Raw genomic sequence first — 15542 nt, 5'->3', positions numbered from 1 at the left:
GACGACGCAGCTCTTCCGGTGCGCGCCCAGTTCAGGCCGGCAATACCGCCATCGGTCCAGCGCAGCGCTTCATCTGGGCATCCGCCTGCCAACCATGGGGAAGTTCATGGAAAACACATCAGGCGGCGGCAGCGCTGCCGCCGTACCAGCCGAGATCAGACGCTGGAACTGGGGCGCGTTCCTGCTCAGCTGGATCTGGGGCATCGGCAACAACACCTTCATCGCCTTCCTGATGTTCGTGCCGCTGGTGAACATGGCGATGCCCTTCGTGCTTGGCGCCAAGGGCAGCGCCTGGGCCTGGCAGAACAAGCGCTGGGAGAGTGTCGAGGCGTTCAAGGCAACCCAGCGCAAATGGGCTCTGGGGGGTGTGCTTGGATTGGGGCTGTTCGCGATCATGATGGCCGGCCTGTTCGCCGCCATCATCGCGATGCTGAAGAACTCGGAGGCCTACGAGATGGCCGTCAGGGCCGTCAACGCCAATCCCACGGCCGTGCAGATGCTTGGCCAGCCGATTGCCGGTGGCTTTCCCAACGGCAATATCCGCGTCTCCGGACCCGATGGCGAGGCCAGCCTCGTATTCGACGTCGAAGGGCCGCAGGGCAAGGGGACGTTGTACGTGAAGGCCACCGAGGCGCTTGGCCAGTGGAGGCTTGACCAGGCCGTGCTGGAAAACGCAAAGGATCACCAGCGAATCGATATCACCGGCGCCGACGGTCACCCGGCCAAGTAGCTGACGCTACGCGCCATAGCATGGTGCCCCGAACGATGGGGGGCTTGTCGGGCGAAAGGCGCCGTGCAGCGGCGCCCTTCACCCTTCCGTGTTACTTGACCAGGCCTTCCTCACGCATCGCCGCCTGCACGGCGGGCCGCTCGGCGATGCGCTTCTGGAACGCCAGCAACGCCGGAAATTCGCTCAGGTCCAGCTTGATCACGCGTGACCAGTGGGTTACCACGAACAGGTAGGCGTCAGCCACCGTGAAGTGGTCACCCATGAGGTACGGCTGACGTGAAAGGATGCTCTCGATGTAGCCGTAACGGCGCTTGAGGTATTCGACGCGCTCGGCCCTCGCCTCGTCCGCGGTGGCCGGGTTGAACAGCGGACTGAAGGTCTTGTGCAGCTCGGAGTTGATGTAGGTGAGGATCTCCTGCAGGCGGTAGCGCGCCAACGTGCCGTTCGGTGGGGCCAGCCCGCTCTCCGGCTTCAGGTCCGCCAGGTACTGCATGATCGCCGGCCCCTCGGTGAGCACCTCGCCGTCGTCCAGGCGGATGGCCGGCACGTAGCCCTTGGGGTTCACCTCGAGGAAGTTCTCGCCCGACGCGGTGAGCTTGGTCTTGCCGTCCACCTTGTCCAGCGTGAGCGTAATGCCCAGTTCGTGCGCCACGATGTTGGGCGACAGCGAGCAGGCACCGGGGAGGTAGTAGAGCTTCATGCACGATCTCCGGGTCGGGGGGAAACACGCATGCTAGCGCTGCAGGCGGGTGCCGGAAACGCTGGCGCTATCCACCGACCAGTTCATCGTACGGCGGCAGGTTGAGTACCGTTCTGGCCGCCTCGTCGTAGGCCCGCTCCAGGTCGTCGGCAGCACGTTGCCAGTCCTCGATCAGCTGGTAATCCTCCGGCATGGCGTCACCGTCGGCGAGCGCCGCGCGCAGGCTGCGGATCTCCACGGACACCGCCTGGATGGCACAGATAAGGGTCTGATAGCTGATGTTGGGCATGGGCTCGCCTGTCCCCGGAATCGTGACTTGTCGACCCTAACGCATCGGTACTTGCCTGGCGGTGAGCTTGCTTGCCTGGCCCGCTTCCGCGTCGCATGCTGCGCGAATGAAAACCGCCGCACCCACTACCGCGGAACTGGCAGTCCTCCAGGTTCTCTGGCGCCGCGGGCCCTCGACAGTGCGCGAGGTGCACGAAGCCGTCTACGGAGATACCGACACCGGCTACACCAGCGCACTGAAGATCATGCAGAACATGCTGGCCAAGGGTCTGGTCACCCGCAGCGAGGATGTCCGCCAGCACGTCTACTCGGCGGCAGTGTCCGAGCGCCCCACCCTCAACCGGCTGGTGCGCGGCTGGATGGACAGCGCGTTCGCCGGCTCCTCGCTGGCGCTGGCCATGCAGGCACTCGATGCACGCCCCGTGGCACCGGAAGAACTCGCCCAGCTCAAGGCGATGATCGAGAAGCTCGAGGGCGGATCGTGAGCTTCTTCACCGTCGCCTACCTCGCACGGCTGGAAGTGTGGGGACTGGCGGCTGTATGTCTGCAGGGCGCGTTGGTGATGCTTTCATGGTTCGGATGGGAGCGCGTCACCCGGCGCTCGTCGCCGGCCGCGCGCCATCGCCTGGCCTGCGTCCATCTCGCTGCGCTTGCCGTGCTTCCGGCGATCACCGCTATGGTGCTGCACTGGACGGTGAGCCACATGAGCATCGCACCGCCGCACGGCTCCCCGGTGGCGGAACTGGCGCGGCAGATGGCCAGCTATCGCAGCTTTCTCGCCCTGGCCCTGCTGCTGGCCGGCGTGTGGATGGCGGGTGGCCTGGCCATGCTGCTGGGACTCGTGCGGGAGGCACGGCAACTGGCCCGTCTGCGTTGCCGACCGGCGCCGGCAGGGTTGCGTCGCACCGTGCATCGCCTGGCGCGCGGGCGCATGGGAATGGCCACCCCGGACGTGAAGGTGGCACAGGTCGCCTCGCCGCAGGTCGTCGGCCTTTGGCGCACGGTCGTGCTGGTGCCCGACACCCTGATACATCTGCCGCAGGCCGAATACGAGGCCTTGCTGCTGCACGAGCTTGCCCACGTGAGGCAAGGCGACTTCCGCTGGAATCTCCTGCAGCGCATCACGCTGGCGGCACTCTGGTTCCACCCCGCCGCGTGGATGCTCTATCGCCGGGTGATGCGCGAACGCGAGATGCGCTGCGACGTGCAGGCCCTTCGCCACGGGGCCGCGCCGCTGGCGCTCGCCCGGGGATTGATACGCCTTGTCGGGCACCGCGCTCCGGCAGCATTGGCGATGGCGGTCACCGGCGACGGCGATTTCGTCGCGCGCATCCACCGCCTGCTCGGCGTCGATGCCGTGCCCGGGACACCGGCAGCAGGTGCACGTCCGGTGGCCCTGGCGCTCTCGGCGCTGTGCCTGCTGGCGCTGGCCGGAGGGCGGCTGGGGCAAACCGACACCTCGATGGCCGACCTCTACCACGCCAGCAGCTTCGGGCCGACGGTATCCGTCCTTGCACACGACGACGCGGGTTCGTTCGCGTTGCAGATCCGGCACGGACAGGTGCTCGCCGCCACTGTGGGGCAACAAGCGCTGGCCCGCGACCGCATCCGCCAGCACGGCGACCGCGTCACCCTGCTGGACGCCGCGCAGCAACCGATCCTGGCCCTGACGGTGACGCCGCAGGATCGCATCGAATGGGACGGCCGCCCGTAGCAGGCCTTGTGCCGGATTGACTTGCTACGACGCTCATCGTACAAACTACGACACACATCGTAGAGGGACGACCATGGCATCCGGTTTCGCTTCGCGACGCTCCCGGCAGGCGCTTGCCTTCGGCCTCGCCGCCTCCGCCCTCCTCGCCGCGGCGCCGGCATTCGGCACGATCGATCCGGCCGGTGCCGCCCACGTCCTCGGCGAAGCCAAGGCCATCTGCACACGGGACGCGGGCGCCTTCTGGGGGCACAGCCTGTGCGGTCCGATGTTGCTGGTGGATCCGGTCGACCGCAGCGTCGTCGCCAACCGCACCGACGGCCACGGCGTGCTGAAGCGATCCGGCGCGGTCTTCACCGGCACCCTGCCGGCGTCGGTGATCCTGGCGAACACCTCGATCGAGTGGTCCGGCCTCCGTTGGAGCGAGATCCTCTGGCCCGTCCAGGGCGACGCCGATCAGCGGCAGGTGATGCTCGCCCACGAGATGTTCCACCGCATCCAGCCGATGCTGAAGATGAAGCTGGTGGAAGGCGACAACCGGCATCTTGACACCCTGGAGGGTCGCTACCTGATCCAACTGGAGTGGCGGGCATTGGCGGCCGCGCTGCGCGCACCGACCACCGCCGCCCGCCGGCAGGCCATCGCCGATGCGCTGTTGTTCCGGCGCGAGCGTTACCGGCTGTTCCCGGGAGCCGCAACCAACGAGAACGACCTGGAGTCGAACGAGGGCATCGCCGAATACACCGGCACGCGGCTCGGCCTGGCCACGCCGCAGGCGCGCATCCGTTATGCCCTGCACGACCTGACGGCTTTCGTGAACGCGCCGAGCTTCGTGCGCTCGTTCGCCTATGCCACCGGCCCGGCCTACGGGCTGCTTCTGGACCTGGCGGATCCGGGCTGGCATCGCCGCTTCGTACCCGGCCAACGGCTGGATCGGTTGCTGGGCCATGCCCTGCACCTGACTCCAACGGCGTTCGCCACGCTCAAGGCGCGGGAGGCGGTCTATGACGACGGGACACTACGCGCCAGCGAAGTGAAGCGCGACGAGGCGCGGCGCGTCCATCTCGCCGAACTGAAGACGAAGCTGGTCGACGGCCCGGTGCTGGTGCTTCCGCTCGATCACAGCAGCTTCCAGTTCAATCCGCAGACCCTGGTACCACTGGGGAACCTCGGCACCGTCTATCCGACCCTGCGCCTGGACGACGACTGGGGAGTGCTCGAGGTGGATGGCGATGCGCGGGTCGACCCGCGCGCGAAGATCGCCACGGTGTCAGCCGCAAGCGTCGATGCGTCCGACCTTCACGGCCACGGCTGGAAGCTCACGTTGAAACCGGGCTGGGTTGTCGTTCCCGGCACACGCAAGGGCGACCTGGTGGTGAAGCGCGGCGGAAACCCCTGAACGTCGAAGCAGGCCGCAAGCCGCGACCTGGCGGGAAGCCGTGCATCGGGACGACCCGGCTCCCCGATGCACAGCTGACGGGAACTACTCGACCTCGTCCGAACCCTCGTTGACGCCTTCGAAAAGGTAGGTGGACAGATAGCGCTCGCCGGTGTCCGGCAGCATCGCCAGCAGTACCGAGCCCTGCGGCGCATCCCTGGCGACCTCCAAGGCCGCGGCCAGGGTGCCGCCGCAGGACAGGCCGACGAAGATGCCTTCCTGCGCGGCCAGCGCCCGGGCCACCTCGCGCGAGCGCTCGTCGGGGATCAGCTTGATCTCGTCGAACACCTCGCGGTTGAGCACGGCCGGGATGAAGTCCGGGTTCCAGCCCTGGATCTTGTGCGGCTGCCACTCCTTGCCGGCGAGCAGGGCCGCCCCCTCCGGTTCGGCGGCGATGATCTTCACGTCCGGACGCGCCAGCTTGAGCATCTCGCCCACACCGGTGAGCGTGCCGCCGGTGCCCCAGCCGCTGACGAAGTAGTCCAGCCGCTTGCCGGCGAAATCGCGCAGGATCTCCGGACCGGTGGTGCTGCGGTGGTACGCGGGATTGGCCGGATTCTCGAACTGGCTGGCCCAGAACCAGCCGTGCTTCTCGGCCAGCTCCTTTGCCTTCTTCACCATGCCGGTGCCGCGCTCGGCGGCCGGGGTCAGCAGCACCTTGGCGCCGTAGGCCCGCATCAGCTTGCGGCGCTCGACCGAGAACGAGTCGCTCATCACCGCCACGAACGGGTAGCCGCGCGCCGCGCAGACCATCGCCAGGCCGACGCCGGTGTTGCCCGAGGTGGCCTCCACCACGGTCTGGCCGGGCTTGAGCACACCGCGCTTCTCGGCATCGAGGATAATCGCCAGCGCCAGGCGGTCCTTCACCGAGCCGCCGGGATTGAATGCCTCTACCTTGACGTAGATGTCCACGCCCTTCGGTGCCAGGCGGTGCAGCTTCACGATCGGGGTGTTGCCGATGGTGTCGAGAATGTTGTCGTAGATCATGGATCGCTCCTGAGACCGGAAGGTGGGAACGGAATCGGCGATGGTGCGCCTATTCCGGGGGAAAGGTGTTCAGGCGTGGTGAATGGCGGCGAGCAGGCGATCGGCATCGGCCACCCGATCGACACACCCCGGAGGTGGGACCAGCGTTTCGTCTACCGGAGGAGCGCCGAACCAGGCCAGCGACCCGGCCAGCGTCGCCACTTCGCCCAGGATCAGCAGCGCCGGGGATTTCACCGCCTGCTCGACAGCGCGTCGCGCAAGCTGCCCCAGCGTGCCGGTGACCACCCGCTGTTCCGGCCGCGAGCCGTTCTCGACCAGGGCAAACGGGGTGGACGCGGCGCGGCCGTGCGCGATCAGGCGCTGCTGGAACGCTTCGAGCTGGGCCACGCCCATGTACACCGCCAGGGTCTGCCGCTCGCTGGCCAGTGCCGGCCAGTCCAGCGTGTCGTGCGAGGCCTTGCAGTGCGCCGTGAGCAGGCGCACCGACTGCGCGTGATCGCGGTGGGTGAGCGGGATGCCGGCGTAGGCGGCACATGCCACGGCAGCGGTGATGCCGGGCACGACTTCGTAGGGGATATCGTGGCCACGCAGGAACTCCAGCTCCTCGCCGCCGCGACCGAACACGAACGGGTCGCCGCCCTTCAGGCGCACTACGCGGCGGCCCTTGCTTGCGTGCTCGAGCATCAACGCATGAATGCCGTCCTGGGTGGTGTGGTGGTGACCGGACTGCTTGCCCACCTCGATGCGCTCGGCGTCGCGGCGCGCCAGCGCCAGCACCTCGGCACTGACCAGCCGGTCGTGCAGGATCACGTCAGCCTCGTTCAACGCGCGCAGACCACGCAGCGTGAGCAGCCCGGGATCGCCGGGACCGGCGCCGACCAGCACCACGCTGCCCCGGGGCGCGTCGACTGGCGAAGCCAGCAGGCGCTCGGCCTCGGCCTGCGCCTGGGCCGGCTGGCCGCGGCGGACCAGGTCGGCCACCGTTCCGGAGAACAGTTGTTCGTAGAAGCGCCGTCGCGTGGATGGTTCTGGATAGCGCAGGCGGATGCGCTTGCGGAGCCTCGACGCCAGCACGGCGAGGCGGCCCAGCGAATGATCGAGCACCGTCTCCAGCCGCTCGCGGATCAGCCGGGCAAACATCGGCGCATCGCCACCGCTGGAAATGGCGATGGTGATGGGCGCCCGATCGATCACCGCCGGCACCTGGAAGCTGGAGCGCGCCGCGTCGTCCACCACGTTGACGAAGATCCGCCGTTCCGCAGCAAGCCCGGCGATGTGCTGGTGCAGTCGAGGGTCATCGGTCGCGGCAATCACCAGCCACGCCCCATCGAGCCAGCGCGGCTCGAACGCACCAGCGCGATGGATGACCCGCCCTGCCTCGACCCAGCCCTGCAACGCCGGCGACAGCAGCGGTGCGCCGACGGTGACCCGGGCACCGGCCTCGAGCAGCATCGCCACCTTGCGCTCGGCCACGGCGCCGCCCCCCGCCACCAGCACCGGGCGGTCGTGAAGATCGGCGAACAGGGGATACAGCTTCATCGCGGTCGGTTACTCGCTCGGGGGGCGCGTCGGGCAGCGCATCCGGCCAAGCTAGGAACGCAACCCCTCGTCCACAAATGATTTGTGGAAAGGTGTTTATTCCACCCGGTTATGAACGCGCCGGGGCGACGCCTGCTTGACGCATCGCAACAAATAGATGTATAGACGTCCAAATGAAGATCACCCCGCCTGCCGGCACCCCCACCGACCTCCCGCCGGTACAGCCCGGCCCCCGCCCGCGCCCGCCGGGGGCATCCGCATGACGCTGACCCAGCTCCGCTACCTGATCGCGATCGCCGACTCCGGGCTCAACATCACCCTCGCCGCCGAACGCGTACACGCGACCCAGCCAGGCCTGAGCAAGCAGCTCAAGCAACTGGAGGAGGAGCTGGGCTTCCAGCTGTTCAACCGCAAGGGCAAGAGCCTGGACGCAATCACCCACGCCGGAGGCAAGGTACTCGAGCGCGCGCGGACGATCCTGGCCGAGGTAGGCAACATCCAGTCGGTGGCCGCCAACCTGCGCAACGAGGCGCGCGGCACCCTGCGTATCGCCACCACCCATACCCAGGCACGCTTCGCCCTGCCCGGCGCGATTGCCGCGCTCAACCGGCAGTATCCGGAGGTGAGCGTGCACCTGCAGCCGGCCGCCGACGCCGAACTGATGGACCTGCTCGCCGGCGGCGGTGTGGACATGGCCGTGGTAAGCACCGCCGGCGCGCCCCCGGCCGGCGTGATCGCCCTGCCCGCCTACCGCTGGCAACGTCGCGTAGTGGTGCCGAAGGATCACCCGCTGGCGGCGCTCGACCGCGCGCCCACGCTGGAAGAGCTGGCCGCCCACCCGCTGGTCAGCTACGACTCGTCGCTGAAACCAGAGTCCTCGCTGCGCCGGGCGTTCGAATCGCGCGGGCTGACCCCGCAGATCGCGATGACCGCGGCGGATGCCGACCTGATCAAGACCTACGTGCGCGCCGGCCTCGGCATCGGCGTGCTGGCCGAGATGGCCCTGCTGCCCTCGGACAGCTCGGATCTGCGCATCCTTTCCGCCGACGCACTGTTCGCTCCGTGCACCACCTGGGTGGTGCTGCGGCGGGACGGCGTACCGCGGGAATTCGCGCTCGCATTCATCGCCGACTTCGCACCGCAACTGGATCGCAGGGCGCTGACCCGGCATCTGTCCGCCGGCGAGGCGGTGGAGTGGCCCACAGCACCGACGTGGCGCGAGCGGGCGGTAAAGGCGGGGGGCAAGCAGGTGGCCGCGAAGGCCTGACGGGCGCTTCATGCCGATCCCGCGGCGGCCCATATGGGCAGGTGCACGGGATATTCCCGGAGCCGGGGACGTGCCAGGAGTCGCTGGGCGCAGACGCCCGCTGGCATGACAGCTTGGCGGAGTATGGTTGGTCCGCGTGGCGCCCGGATCGGGCTCACCCTACCGCCGCCGCACGGCTGGCCTGTTCCGCGGTCAGGAATTTCCCCCGACTCGATTCCAGCGCATGCCGGATCCGTCGCCTGCCCTCCGCATCCAACGGGCGAAGCGACGCTGCCGGCCGCCTTGCCTACACCGCCTCGTGCAGGCCGCACTCACGATGCAGCCCGAAAAACCGCGTCTCCTCGGCCTCCATCCCCGGTTCCCACGGGCGCGTGGTGTGCACGTCGCCGATCGAGACATAACCCTTGTCCCACAGGGGGTGATACGGCAGGCCGTGCTGGGCGAGGTACTGGCCCACGTCGCGGTCGCGCCAGTCGGCGATCGGGTGGAACTTCCAGCGATCGTTGCGGCGCTGGGCGAACGGAATCTGCTCGCGGCTGCGCGACTGCACGCGGCGCAGGCCGGAGAACCAGCCCGCAGCGCCCAGTTCGGCCAGTGCGCGCTGCATCGGCTCCACCTTGCGCAGCTCGTTGTAGCGCTTGATGCCCGCCTCTCCCTGCTCCCACAGCCGGCCGTGGCGGGCCTCCATCCATGCGGGGCTCATCGCGGGGCGGTAGACCTTGAGGTTGAGCTTGAGGCGGTCGACCAGCTGGTCCACGAAGCGATAGGTCTCGGCGAACAGGTAGCCGGTATCGATCAGCACCACCGGGATGTCCGGCTGCTCGCGCGTCAGCAGGTGCAGCATCAGCGCCGACTGCGCGCCGAAGCTGGACGAAAGCACCAGCGGACCGGGCACGTTGCGCAGCACCCAGCGCACCCGCTCCGACGCGTCGAGCCGGCCCAGCCATTCGTCGAGTCTTCCGAGCACGGCCGGATCGCGGGCGGCGGCGTCGAGGTAGGACGGATTCACGCGCTCACCTGTGCGGGAATCTTCTGCGGTGCGCTGACCTCGCCGCTGCGCACGAGGAAGTCGCCGAAGCCCTCGCCCGCTTCGCGCTCGACGGCGTAGCGGGCGAACAGCGGGTCGAGCGCGGCGAGAATGGCGGCCTCGTCGATGTTCTCGCGGTAGATCCGGTTGAGCCGCTGGCCGCGGAAGTCGGCGCCCAGGCGCAGGTCGTAACGACCGGGCGCACGGCCGACCAGCGCGATCTCGCCCAGGTACGGCCGCGAGCAACCGTTGGGGCAGCCGGACAGGCGCAGCAGGATCGGCGCATCGGCCAGGCCATGGCGGTCGAGCTGCGCCTCCAGCTTAGGCAGCAGCTCCGGCAGGTAACGCTCGCTCTCGGCCATGGCCAGGCCGCAGGTCGGCAGGGCCACGCAGGCCACCGCGTGACGGCGGATCGGACGGGCCTTGCGGTAATCGTCCAGCCCGTACTCGGCCACCAGCGCGTCGATGCTCGCGCGGTCGGCGGCGGCCACGTCGGCGACGATCACGTTCTGGTTGCAGGTCATGCGGAACGTACCCGTGTGCACCTTCGCCAATTCGCGCAGGCCACTGAGCGAGCGCACCGCACCGGCGTCGATCAGCCGGCCGGCCTCGATGAGCAGGGTGAGGTGCCAGCGGCCGCCCTCGCCTTCCACCCAGCCATAACGGTCGCCGTTGTGCTCGAACGACTGAGGCCGCGCCGGTGCCAGCGCAAAGCCGAGACGCGATTCCAGTTCGGCGACGAAGTGGTCCAGACCGCGGTGGTCCAGCGTGTACTTCAGGCGCGCGTGCTTGCGCTCGCTGCGGTTGCCCCAGTCGCGCTGCACCGCCACCACGCCTTCCGCCACGGCAATCAGCTGCTCCGGCGTGGCGAAGCCAATCACGCTGGCCAGCCGCGGATAGGTGGTCGGGTCGCCGTGGCTGGCGCCCATGCCGCCGCCGATGGCGACGTTGAAGCCGAACAGCTCGCCGTCCTCGATGATGGCGATCAGACCCAGGTCCTGGGCGAAAACGTCGACGTCGTTGAGCGGCGGGATCGCCAGGCCGATCTTGAACTTGCGCGGCAGATAGGTCGGGCCGTACAGCGGCTCGTGTTCCTCGCCGGAGACCTTTTCGCCGTCCAGCCAGATCTCGTGGTACGCCCGTGTCTGCGGCTCCAGGTGCTCGGACAGCTTCGCCGCCCAGGCGTAGGCCAGCGCGTGCGTGTCGGGGACTTCCGGATTGGCGCTGCTGACCACGGTGCGCACCACGTCGCCGCAGGCCGCGATGGTGGTGGCCAGCGCGTCGTGGATGGCGCGCAGGGTCGGCTTCAGGCGGCGCTTGATCACGCCGTGCCACTGGAAGGTCTGCCTTGTGGTGATGCGCATCGAGCCGTTGCCGTGCCCGGTGGCGATGCGGTCGAACGCCAGCCACTGCGCCGGCGTCACCACGCCGCCCGGCAGGCGCGCGCGGATCATGAAGGCGTACGCCGGCTCCAGTTTCTGCCGACGGCGTTCGTCGCGCAGGTCGCGGTCGTCCTGCTGATAGCTGCCGTGGAACTTGAGCAGCTTGTTGTCGTCGTCGCTGATGGCGCCGGTGATCGGGTCGGCGAGGCCTTCCTCGATCGTTCCGCGCAGCAGCCGGCTGGCGGCCTTGATGCGCTCCATCTCGGACAGGGGAAAAGCGGTATCGCTCATGTCAGTACACGTCGCGGGCGTAGCGCCCGTCTTGCAGCCGTTCGGAAAGCCAGGCCTGCGCCGCCTCGGGCGACTTGCCGCCGTGGGTGGCGACGATGTCGGCGAGCGCGGCGTGCACGTCCTTCGCCATCTGCGCGGCGTCGCCGCAGACGTAGAGGTGCGCGCCACCGGAAAGCCAGTCGTACAGCTCGGCACCGCGCTCGCGCAGCACGTGCTGCACGTAGCGCTTCTCGGCCTGGTCGCGCGAGAAGGCCACGTCCAGCCGGTGCAGTGCGCGGTCCTTGAGCGCCTGCTGCCACTCGACCTGGTAGAGGAAGTCGTCGGCGACATGCCGGTTGCCGAACACCAGCCAGTTGCGGCCGGTCCCGCCGGCCTGCTGGCGCGCCTGCACGAAGGCACGGAACGGCGCCACGCCGGTGCCCGGGCCGATCATGATCACGTCGCGAGCACCGTCAGCCGGCAGGCGGAAGCGCTCGTTCGGCTCGATGAAGACATCCAGCGTGGCGTCCTCGTCGGCGTCGGCGATCCAGCGCGATGCGGCGCCCAGGTGCCGCTCGCCGTGCGCGTGGTAGTCCACCACGGCCAGCGTCAGGTGCACTTCGTCCTCGCCCACCGCCTGCGGGCTGGAGGCGATCGAGTACAGCCGCGGCGTCAGCGGGCGCAGCGCGGCGACCAGGCCGTCGGCGTCCCAGTCGGCCGGATGGGCTCGCAACAGGTCGATCGGCTGGTGGCTGTCGAACAGCTCCTTCAGTGCCTCGGGTCTCTCCAGCGCGATGCGCAGCTCGGCGCTGTCTGCGCGCGCGGCCACCGCCTGCACCAGCGGGCGGCTGAGCCGGGTCAGCTCGCGTTCGCGCGCCAGCCATTCGCGCAGCGGCTGCGTCTTGCCGTCGTGGACGGTTTCGGTGTCGCCGTCCAATCCCGCCACGGCAAGGAAGGTGTCCACCAACACGCGCGGATTGCGATGCCACACGCCCAGCGCGTCGCCGGGCGCATAGCGCAGGCCGGAGCCTTCGAGCGACAGCTCCACGTGGCGCACATCGCGGTCGGCATGGCGCGAGACGATGCGCTGGTTGGCCAGCACCGGCGCCGGGAATGGCCGGTCGCGATGGAACTGCGGTCGTGTCGGCGCTGCCCGTAAGGGCGTCACCGAGGCGGTGGGCAACTCGCGGGTGAGCTTCTCGCGCACCAAAGCCAGCGCGCCTTCGGTCCAGGGGCCGGCCACCGGCTCGATGTCCACGTCGGCCTCGGCCAGCGGCGCCAGCCGCTGCGCGCCGAGTTCGGCCAATCGGGCGTCCACGCTGCGTCCCATCGCATTGAAAAGCGGGTAGCTGGAATCGCCCAGCCCCAGCACGGCGTAGTGCAGCTTCGGCAGCTTCGGCGCACGGCGCGAGGCGAGGAACTCGACGAATCCGCGCGCGTCGTCCGGCGGTTCGCCCTCGCCCTGGGTGCTGACCACCACGGCGAGGTAGCGCTCGTCGGCCAGCTCGCGCACCGGATAGGCGCCGGCACGCAGCAGACGCACCGGCAGACCGTTCGCCTCGGCCTCGGCAGCAAACCGCTCGGCCACCCGCCTGGCATTGCCGGTCTGGCTGCCGTACAGCACGGTGAGCCGGACGGCCGATGCCGGCACTGGGCGGGCTGCCGGATGGGCGGCCTGCTGCGCAGCGTAGGCGGCGATCCAGTACAGCTGGGCAGGCTCCAGGCCGTCGACCAGCTGGCGCAGCAACGCCTGGCGTTCCTCGCCCAGGCCGGGTGGCGCCGTGAGGGCGGGCTGCGTAGCGTTCACGGGCAAATCCTTTGGACGTCCAAACCGGAAGGGCACCAGCTTGCCCCCGCCCGGGCGCCCCACCCAAAGGATGATTGGCGATGTCGTTATGCCGACCGGACATGGCGCCCCCGGCCGTGGCTACAATTGCGCCCATGGCCATCTCTTCCCCCTCCCGCAAGCCGCTGCCGATCGAGGTACGCGGTTCCGCCCGCCAGCCGCTCGGCATGTCCACCGCCCAGTTCCTGCGCGACTACTGGCAAAAACGCCCGCTGCTGGTGCGCAATGCCTTCCCCGGCTTCGAACCGCCGATCGCGCCGGAAGACCTCGCCGGCCTGGCCTGCGAGGACGGCGCGCTGTCGCGACTGATCCGCCACGACGAGAAACGCGACCGCTGGCAGGTGAAGACCGGTCCGCTGGACGAAGCCGACTTCGCCACCACCGGCGACGCCAACTGGACGCTGCTGGTGCAGGACGTGGACAAGTGGGATGCCGACGTCGCGGCCCTGCTCGAGCCGTTCGCCTTCCTGCCGAGCTGGCGCGTGGACGACGTCATGATTTCCTACGCCGAGCCCGGCGGTGGCGTGGGCGCGCACGTGGACCAGTACGACGTGTTCCTGATCCAGGGCCTGGGCCAGCGTCACTGGGCGATCAGCACCGACCCGGATGCGCCGAAGGACTTCCGCCCCGACGTCGAGCTGAAGCAGCTGGCGCAGTTCGAGCCTACCCACGAATGGCTGCTGGAGCCGGGCGACATGCTCTACCTGCCGCCCAACGTGCCGCATGACGGGGTGGCCTTCGGCGGCCCCTGCATGACCTTCTCGGTCGGCATGCGCGCTCCATCCCAGGCCGAGCTGATCGGCGATTTCGCCGACTATCTGGCCGACCGCCTGCCCGAGGAGGCACGCTATACCGACCCGGACCTGGCGGCGGCCCGCAATCTGGGCGAAATCGACCGCAACGCGCTGGAGCGCCTGCGCTCCGTGCTGCCGTTCGCCGGGGCCTACAACGACGCGACACTGCTGGACTGGTTCGGCCGCTTCATCACCCGCTACCGGCTGGCCCAGCAACCGGCGCCGGCCGAACGGCCGGTCACGGCCGCCGCCCTGGACAAGCTGCTGGCCAAAGGCGTGTCGTTCGTGCGTCACCCGTGGTCGCGCATGGCCTGGGCACGCACCCGCAACGACTGCATGCTGTTCGTCAACGGCCAGGCCCACCCGGCCACGCCGACGCTGGCCCAGCGACTGTGCGCCGAACGCGAGATCGCCCTCACCGGCGAGCCCGACGCCACCGAGCAGGCCCTGCTGGTCGCCCTGCTCGACGACGGTCACCTGGTTCCACGCAAGGCGAAGCGCGGGTGAAGCTCGAGAACTTCCACGTCGTCAGTGCCGACTGGGCCCGTGATGGCGACCGCGAGGCAGTCCGTCAGCTGCGCCGGATGGTGCTGATCGATGGGCTGGGTTTGCCGGCCGCGTGGGAGTTCGACGACGGCGATCCGCAGGCCCTTCACCTGATCGCCCGTGACGATGCCGACTGCCCGATCGGCGCCGCCCGGCTCACGCCGGACCAGCGGATCAGCCGCGTCGCGGTATTGCCCACCTGGCAGCGTCACGGGGTCGGCACCGCCCTGCTGCGCCAGCTGATCGAGCGGGCAAGCAGCTTCGGCTGGGACGAGTTGCGACTGGACGCCCCGGTGGAACTGGCGCCTTTCTACGCCCGGCAAGGCTTCGTACCGGCCGGAGAATTGTTCGAAGCGGCGGGGCGCATGCACCAGCCGCTACGCCGCGCGCTGGCACCCACCTCCGCAGACGCGCGCCCCGCCCGCGACCCGGGCCTGATGCCGGCCGAGGATCGAGCCTCGGTGGACGCCACCCGGCGCCTGCTGCTCGCCGATGCGCGCCATATGCTGGCGATCCACCTGCCGCGACTGGACGGCGAGCACTACACCAGCCCCGGGGAGCTGGCCGAGCTCCGCCGCATCGCCACCTCCGGTCGCGGTGCCCGCATCCGTATCCTGCTGCACGACACCGGGGCTGCCCTGCGCGACGGACACCGGCTGGTCGCTCTGGCGCAGCGCCTCTCCAGCGTGATCCAGATCCGTCGCCCGGTGGAGGAGGTGGACCTGGCCAATCGCGCCGGCTGGCTGCTCAACGATGCCGGTGGCTACCTGTTCCTGCCCGACCACGATCGCCCGCAGGGTCGGGCTTCGCGCCACGACCGTGCCGGGCAGGCGCCGCTGATGCAGCAGTTCGACGAGGTCTGGGAGCGCTCGGTGCCGGCTACCGAACTGCTCGCGCTTGGGCTCTAGACGGTGGCTGAACGAGCGGGACCGCCCGATCCGGGCCGCGGTTCCGGCACAAGTCCCGCCCGGCCGGCGATCGGGGCGGTCCGCCCCCTTGCATAGACCATCGTCCAAC

At 69.3% G+C, this 15542-nt stretch carries 14 protein-coding genes; 7 read left to right on the top strand and 7 right to left on the bottom strand.

Features of this window, described 5'->3' with window-relative positions:
* Window positions 1-106: 106 nt before the first annotated feature.
* Complete coding sequence (locus tag ATSB10_RS02985) at window positions 107-730, top strand: cytochrome c oxidase assembly factor Coa1 family protein (RefSeq protein WP_083966057.1); 624 nt, start codon at window positions 107-109, stop codon at window positions 728-730.
* A gap of 91 nt (window positions 731-821) precedes the next feature.
* Here ATSB10_RS02985 and gstA read toward each other — a convergent pair whose 3' ends face one another.
* The gene (gene gstA, locus ATSB10_RS02980; protein WP_063670364.1) at window positions 822-1430 is read right to left on the bottom strand and encodes a glutathione transferase GstA; all 609 of its coding nucleotides are present in this window, start codon (window positions 1428-1430) and stop codon (window positions 822-824) included.
* A gap of 67 nt (window positions 1431-1497) precedes the next feature.
* Window positions 1498-1719 carry a Tsi2 family anti-toxin gene (locus ATSB10_RS02975; protein WP_063670363.1) on the bottom strand — a complete coding sequence of 74 codons (222 nt, stop codon included), beginning with the start codon at window positions 1717-1719 and terminating at the stop codon, window positions 1498-1500.
* 106 nt (window positions 1720-1825) lie between these two features.
* Between ATSB10_RS02975 and ATSB10_RS02970 the strand changes: the two genes are divergently transcribed.
* The 3 genes from ATSB10_RS02970 (at window position 1826) to ATSB10_RS02960 (ending at window position 4828) form a co-directional block, all read left to right on the top strand.
* Entirely contained in the window at window positions 1826-2203 is a 378-nt protein-coding gene (locus tag ATSB10_RS02970; RefSeq protein WP_063670362.1) for a BlaI/MecI/CopY family transcriptional regulator, read from the top strand.
* Window positions 2200-3432, top strand: a complete 1233-nt coding sequence (locus ATSB10_RS02965; RefSeq protein ID WP_063670361.1) for a M56 family metallopeptidase — start codon at window positions 2200-2202, stop codon at window positions 3430-3432. Before ATSB10_RS02970 ends, ATSB10_RS02965 begins: the two co-directional genes overlap by 4 nt.
* Before the next feature lie 73 nt (window positions 3433-3505).
* Entirely contained in the window at window positions 3506-4828 is a 1323-nt protein-coding gene (locus ATSB10_RS02960) for a hypothetical protein (RefSeq protein ID WP_236886478.1), read from the top strand.
* Window positions 4829-4912: 84 nt separating this feature from the next.
* Here ATSB10_RS02960 and cysK read toward each other — a convergent pair whose 3' ends face one another.
* Window positions 4913-5854: a cysteine synthase A gene (gene cysK / locus ATSB10_RS02955; RefSeq protein WP_063670360.1), complete on the bottom strand. Its 942-nt coding sequence runs from the start codon at window positions 5852-5854 to the stop codon at window positions 4913-4915.
* A 69-nt stretch (window positions 5855-5923) separates the two neighbouring features.
* On the bottom strand, window positions 5924-7393 hold the full coding sequence (gene cysG / locus ATSB10_RS02950; RefSeq protein WP_063670359.1) for a siroheme synthase CysG: 1470 nt from the start codon (window positions 7391-7393) through the stop codon (window positions 5924-5926).
* Between the two features lie 259 nt (window positions 7394-7652).
* On the opposite strand from cysG, the gene ATSB10_RS02945 reads away from it, so the two are divergent.
* The gene (locus ATSB10_RS02945; RefSeq protein WP_063670358.1) at window positions 7653-8660 is read left to right on the top strand and encodes a LysR substrate-binding domain-containing protein; all 1008 of its coding nucleotides are present in this window, start codon (window positions 7653-7655) and stop codon (window positions 8658-8660) included.
* A 286-nt stretch (window positions 8661-8946) separates the two neighbouring features.
* On the opposite strand, the gene ATSB10_RS02940 is transcribed toward ATSB10_RS02945, so the two are convergent.
* The 3 genes from ATSB10_RS02940 to ATSB10_RS02930 are packed head-to-tail and all read right to left on the bottom strand — an operon-like array spanning window position 8947 to window position 13146.
* Complete coding sequence (locus ATSB10_RS02940; RefSeq protein ID WP_063670357.1) at window positions 8947-9669, bottom strand: phosphoadenylyl-sulfate reductase; 723 nt, start codon at window positions 9667-9669, stop codon at window positions 8947-8949.
* A complete protein-coding gene (cysI, locus tag ATSB10_RS02935; RefSeq protein ID WP_063670356.1) occupies window positions 9666-11360 on the bottom strand; it encodes an assimilatory sulfite reductase (NADPH) hemoprotein subunit in 1695 nt (564 codons plus the stop codon). The genes ATSB10_RS02940 and cysI overlap by 4 nt, the downstream gene beginning before the upstream one ends.
* Before the next feature lies 1 nt (window position 11361).
* Window positions 11362-13146 carry an assimilatory sulfite reductase (NADPH) flavoprotein subunit gene (locus ATSB10_RS02930; RefSeq protein ID WP_063670355.1) on the bottom strand — a complete coding sequence of 595 codons (1785 nt, stop codon included), beginning with the start codon at window positions 13144-13146 and terminating at the stop codon, window positions 11362-11364.
* 134 nt (window positions 13147-13280) lie between these two features.
* On the opposite strand from ATSB10_RS02930, the gene ATSB10_RS02925 reads away from it, so the two are divergent.
* Together ATSB10_RS02925 and ATSB10_RS02920 are read left to right on the top strand one after the other, a co-directional pair.
* Window positions 13281-14486 (top strand): cupin domain-containing protein, encoded by a 1206-nt coding sequence (locus tag ATSB10_RS02925; protein WP_205631086.1) that lies wholly within the window; start codon window positions 13281-13283, stop codon window positions 14484-14486.
* Entirely contained in the window at window positions 14483-15433 is a 951-nt protein-coding gene (locus tag ATSB10_RS02920; protein ID WP_063670354.1) for a GNAT family N-acetyltransferase, read from the top strand. The genes ATSB10_RS02925 and ATSB10_RS02920 overlap by 4 nt, the downstream gene beginning before the upstream one ends.
* Window positions 15434-15542: the final 109 nt, after the last annotated feature.

This window comes from Dyella thiooxydans, assembly GCF_001641285.1.
Lineage (GTDB): Bacteria > Pseudomonadota > Gammaproteobacteria > Xanthomonadales > Rhodanobacteraceae > Dyella_A > Dyella_A thiooxydans.
Note: the sequence above shows the minus strand (reverse complement) of the source record. Positions and strands in the feature narration are given on the sequence as shown.

What these genes read in the sequence shown, in the direction of transcription:
- ATSB10_RS02985 (WP_083966057.1), top strand. Translation starts at nt 107, where the DNA reads ATGGAAAACACATCAGGCGGCGGCAGCGCTGCCGCCGTACCAGCCGAG.
- gstA (WP_063670364.1), bottom strand. Translation starts at nt 1,430, where the DNA reads ATGAAGCTCTACTACCTCCCCGGTGCCTGCTCGCTGTCGCCCAACATC.
- ATSB10_RS02975 (WP_063670363.1), bottom strand. Translation starts at nt 1,719, where the DNA reads ATGCCCAACATCAGCTATCAGACCCTTATCTGTGCCATCCAGGCGGTG.
- ATSB10_RS02970 (WP_063670362.1), top strand. Translation starts at nt 1,826, where the DNA reads ATGAAAACCGCCGCACCCACTACCGCGGAACTGGCAGTCCTCCAGGTT.
- ATSB10_RS02960 (WP_236886478.1), top strand. Translation starts at nt 3,506, where the DNA reads ATGGCATCCGGTTTCGCTTCGCGACGCTCCCGGCAGGCGCTTGCCTTC.
- cysK (WP_063670360.1), bottom strand. Translation starts at nt 5,854, where the DNA reads ATGATCTACGACAACATTCTCGACACCATCGGCAACACCCCGATCGTG.
- cysG (WP_063670359.1), bottom strand. Translation starts at nt 7,393, where the DNA reads ATGAAGCTGTATCCCCTGTTCGCCGATCTTCACGACCGCCCGGTGCTG.
- ATSB10_RS02945 (WP_063670358.1), top strand. Translation starts at nt 7,653, where the DNA reads ATGACGCTGACCCAGCTCCGCTACCTGATCGCGATCGCCGACTCCGGG.
- cysI (WP_063670356.1), bottom strand. Translation starts at nt 11,360, where the DNA reads ATGAGCGATACCGCTTTTCCCCTGTCCGAGATGGAGCGCATCAAGGCC.
- ATSB10_RS02925 (WP_205631086.1), top strand. Translation starts at nt 13,281, where the DNA reads ATGGCCATCTCTTCCCCCTCCCGCAAGCCGCTGCCGATCGAGGTACGC.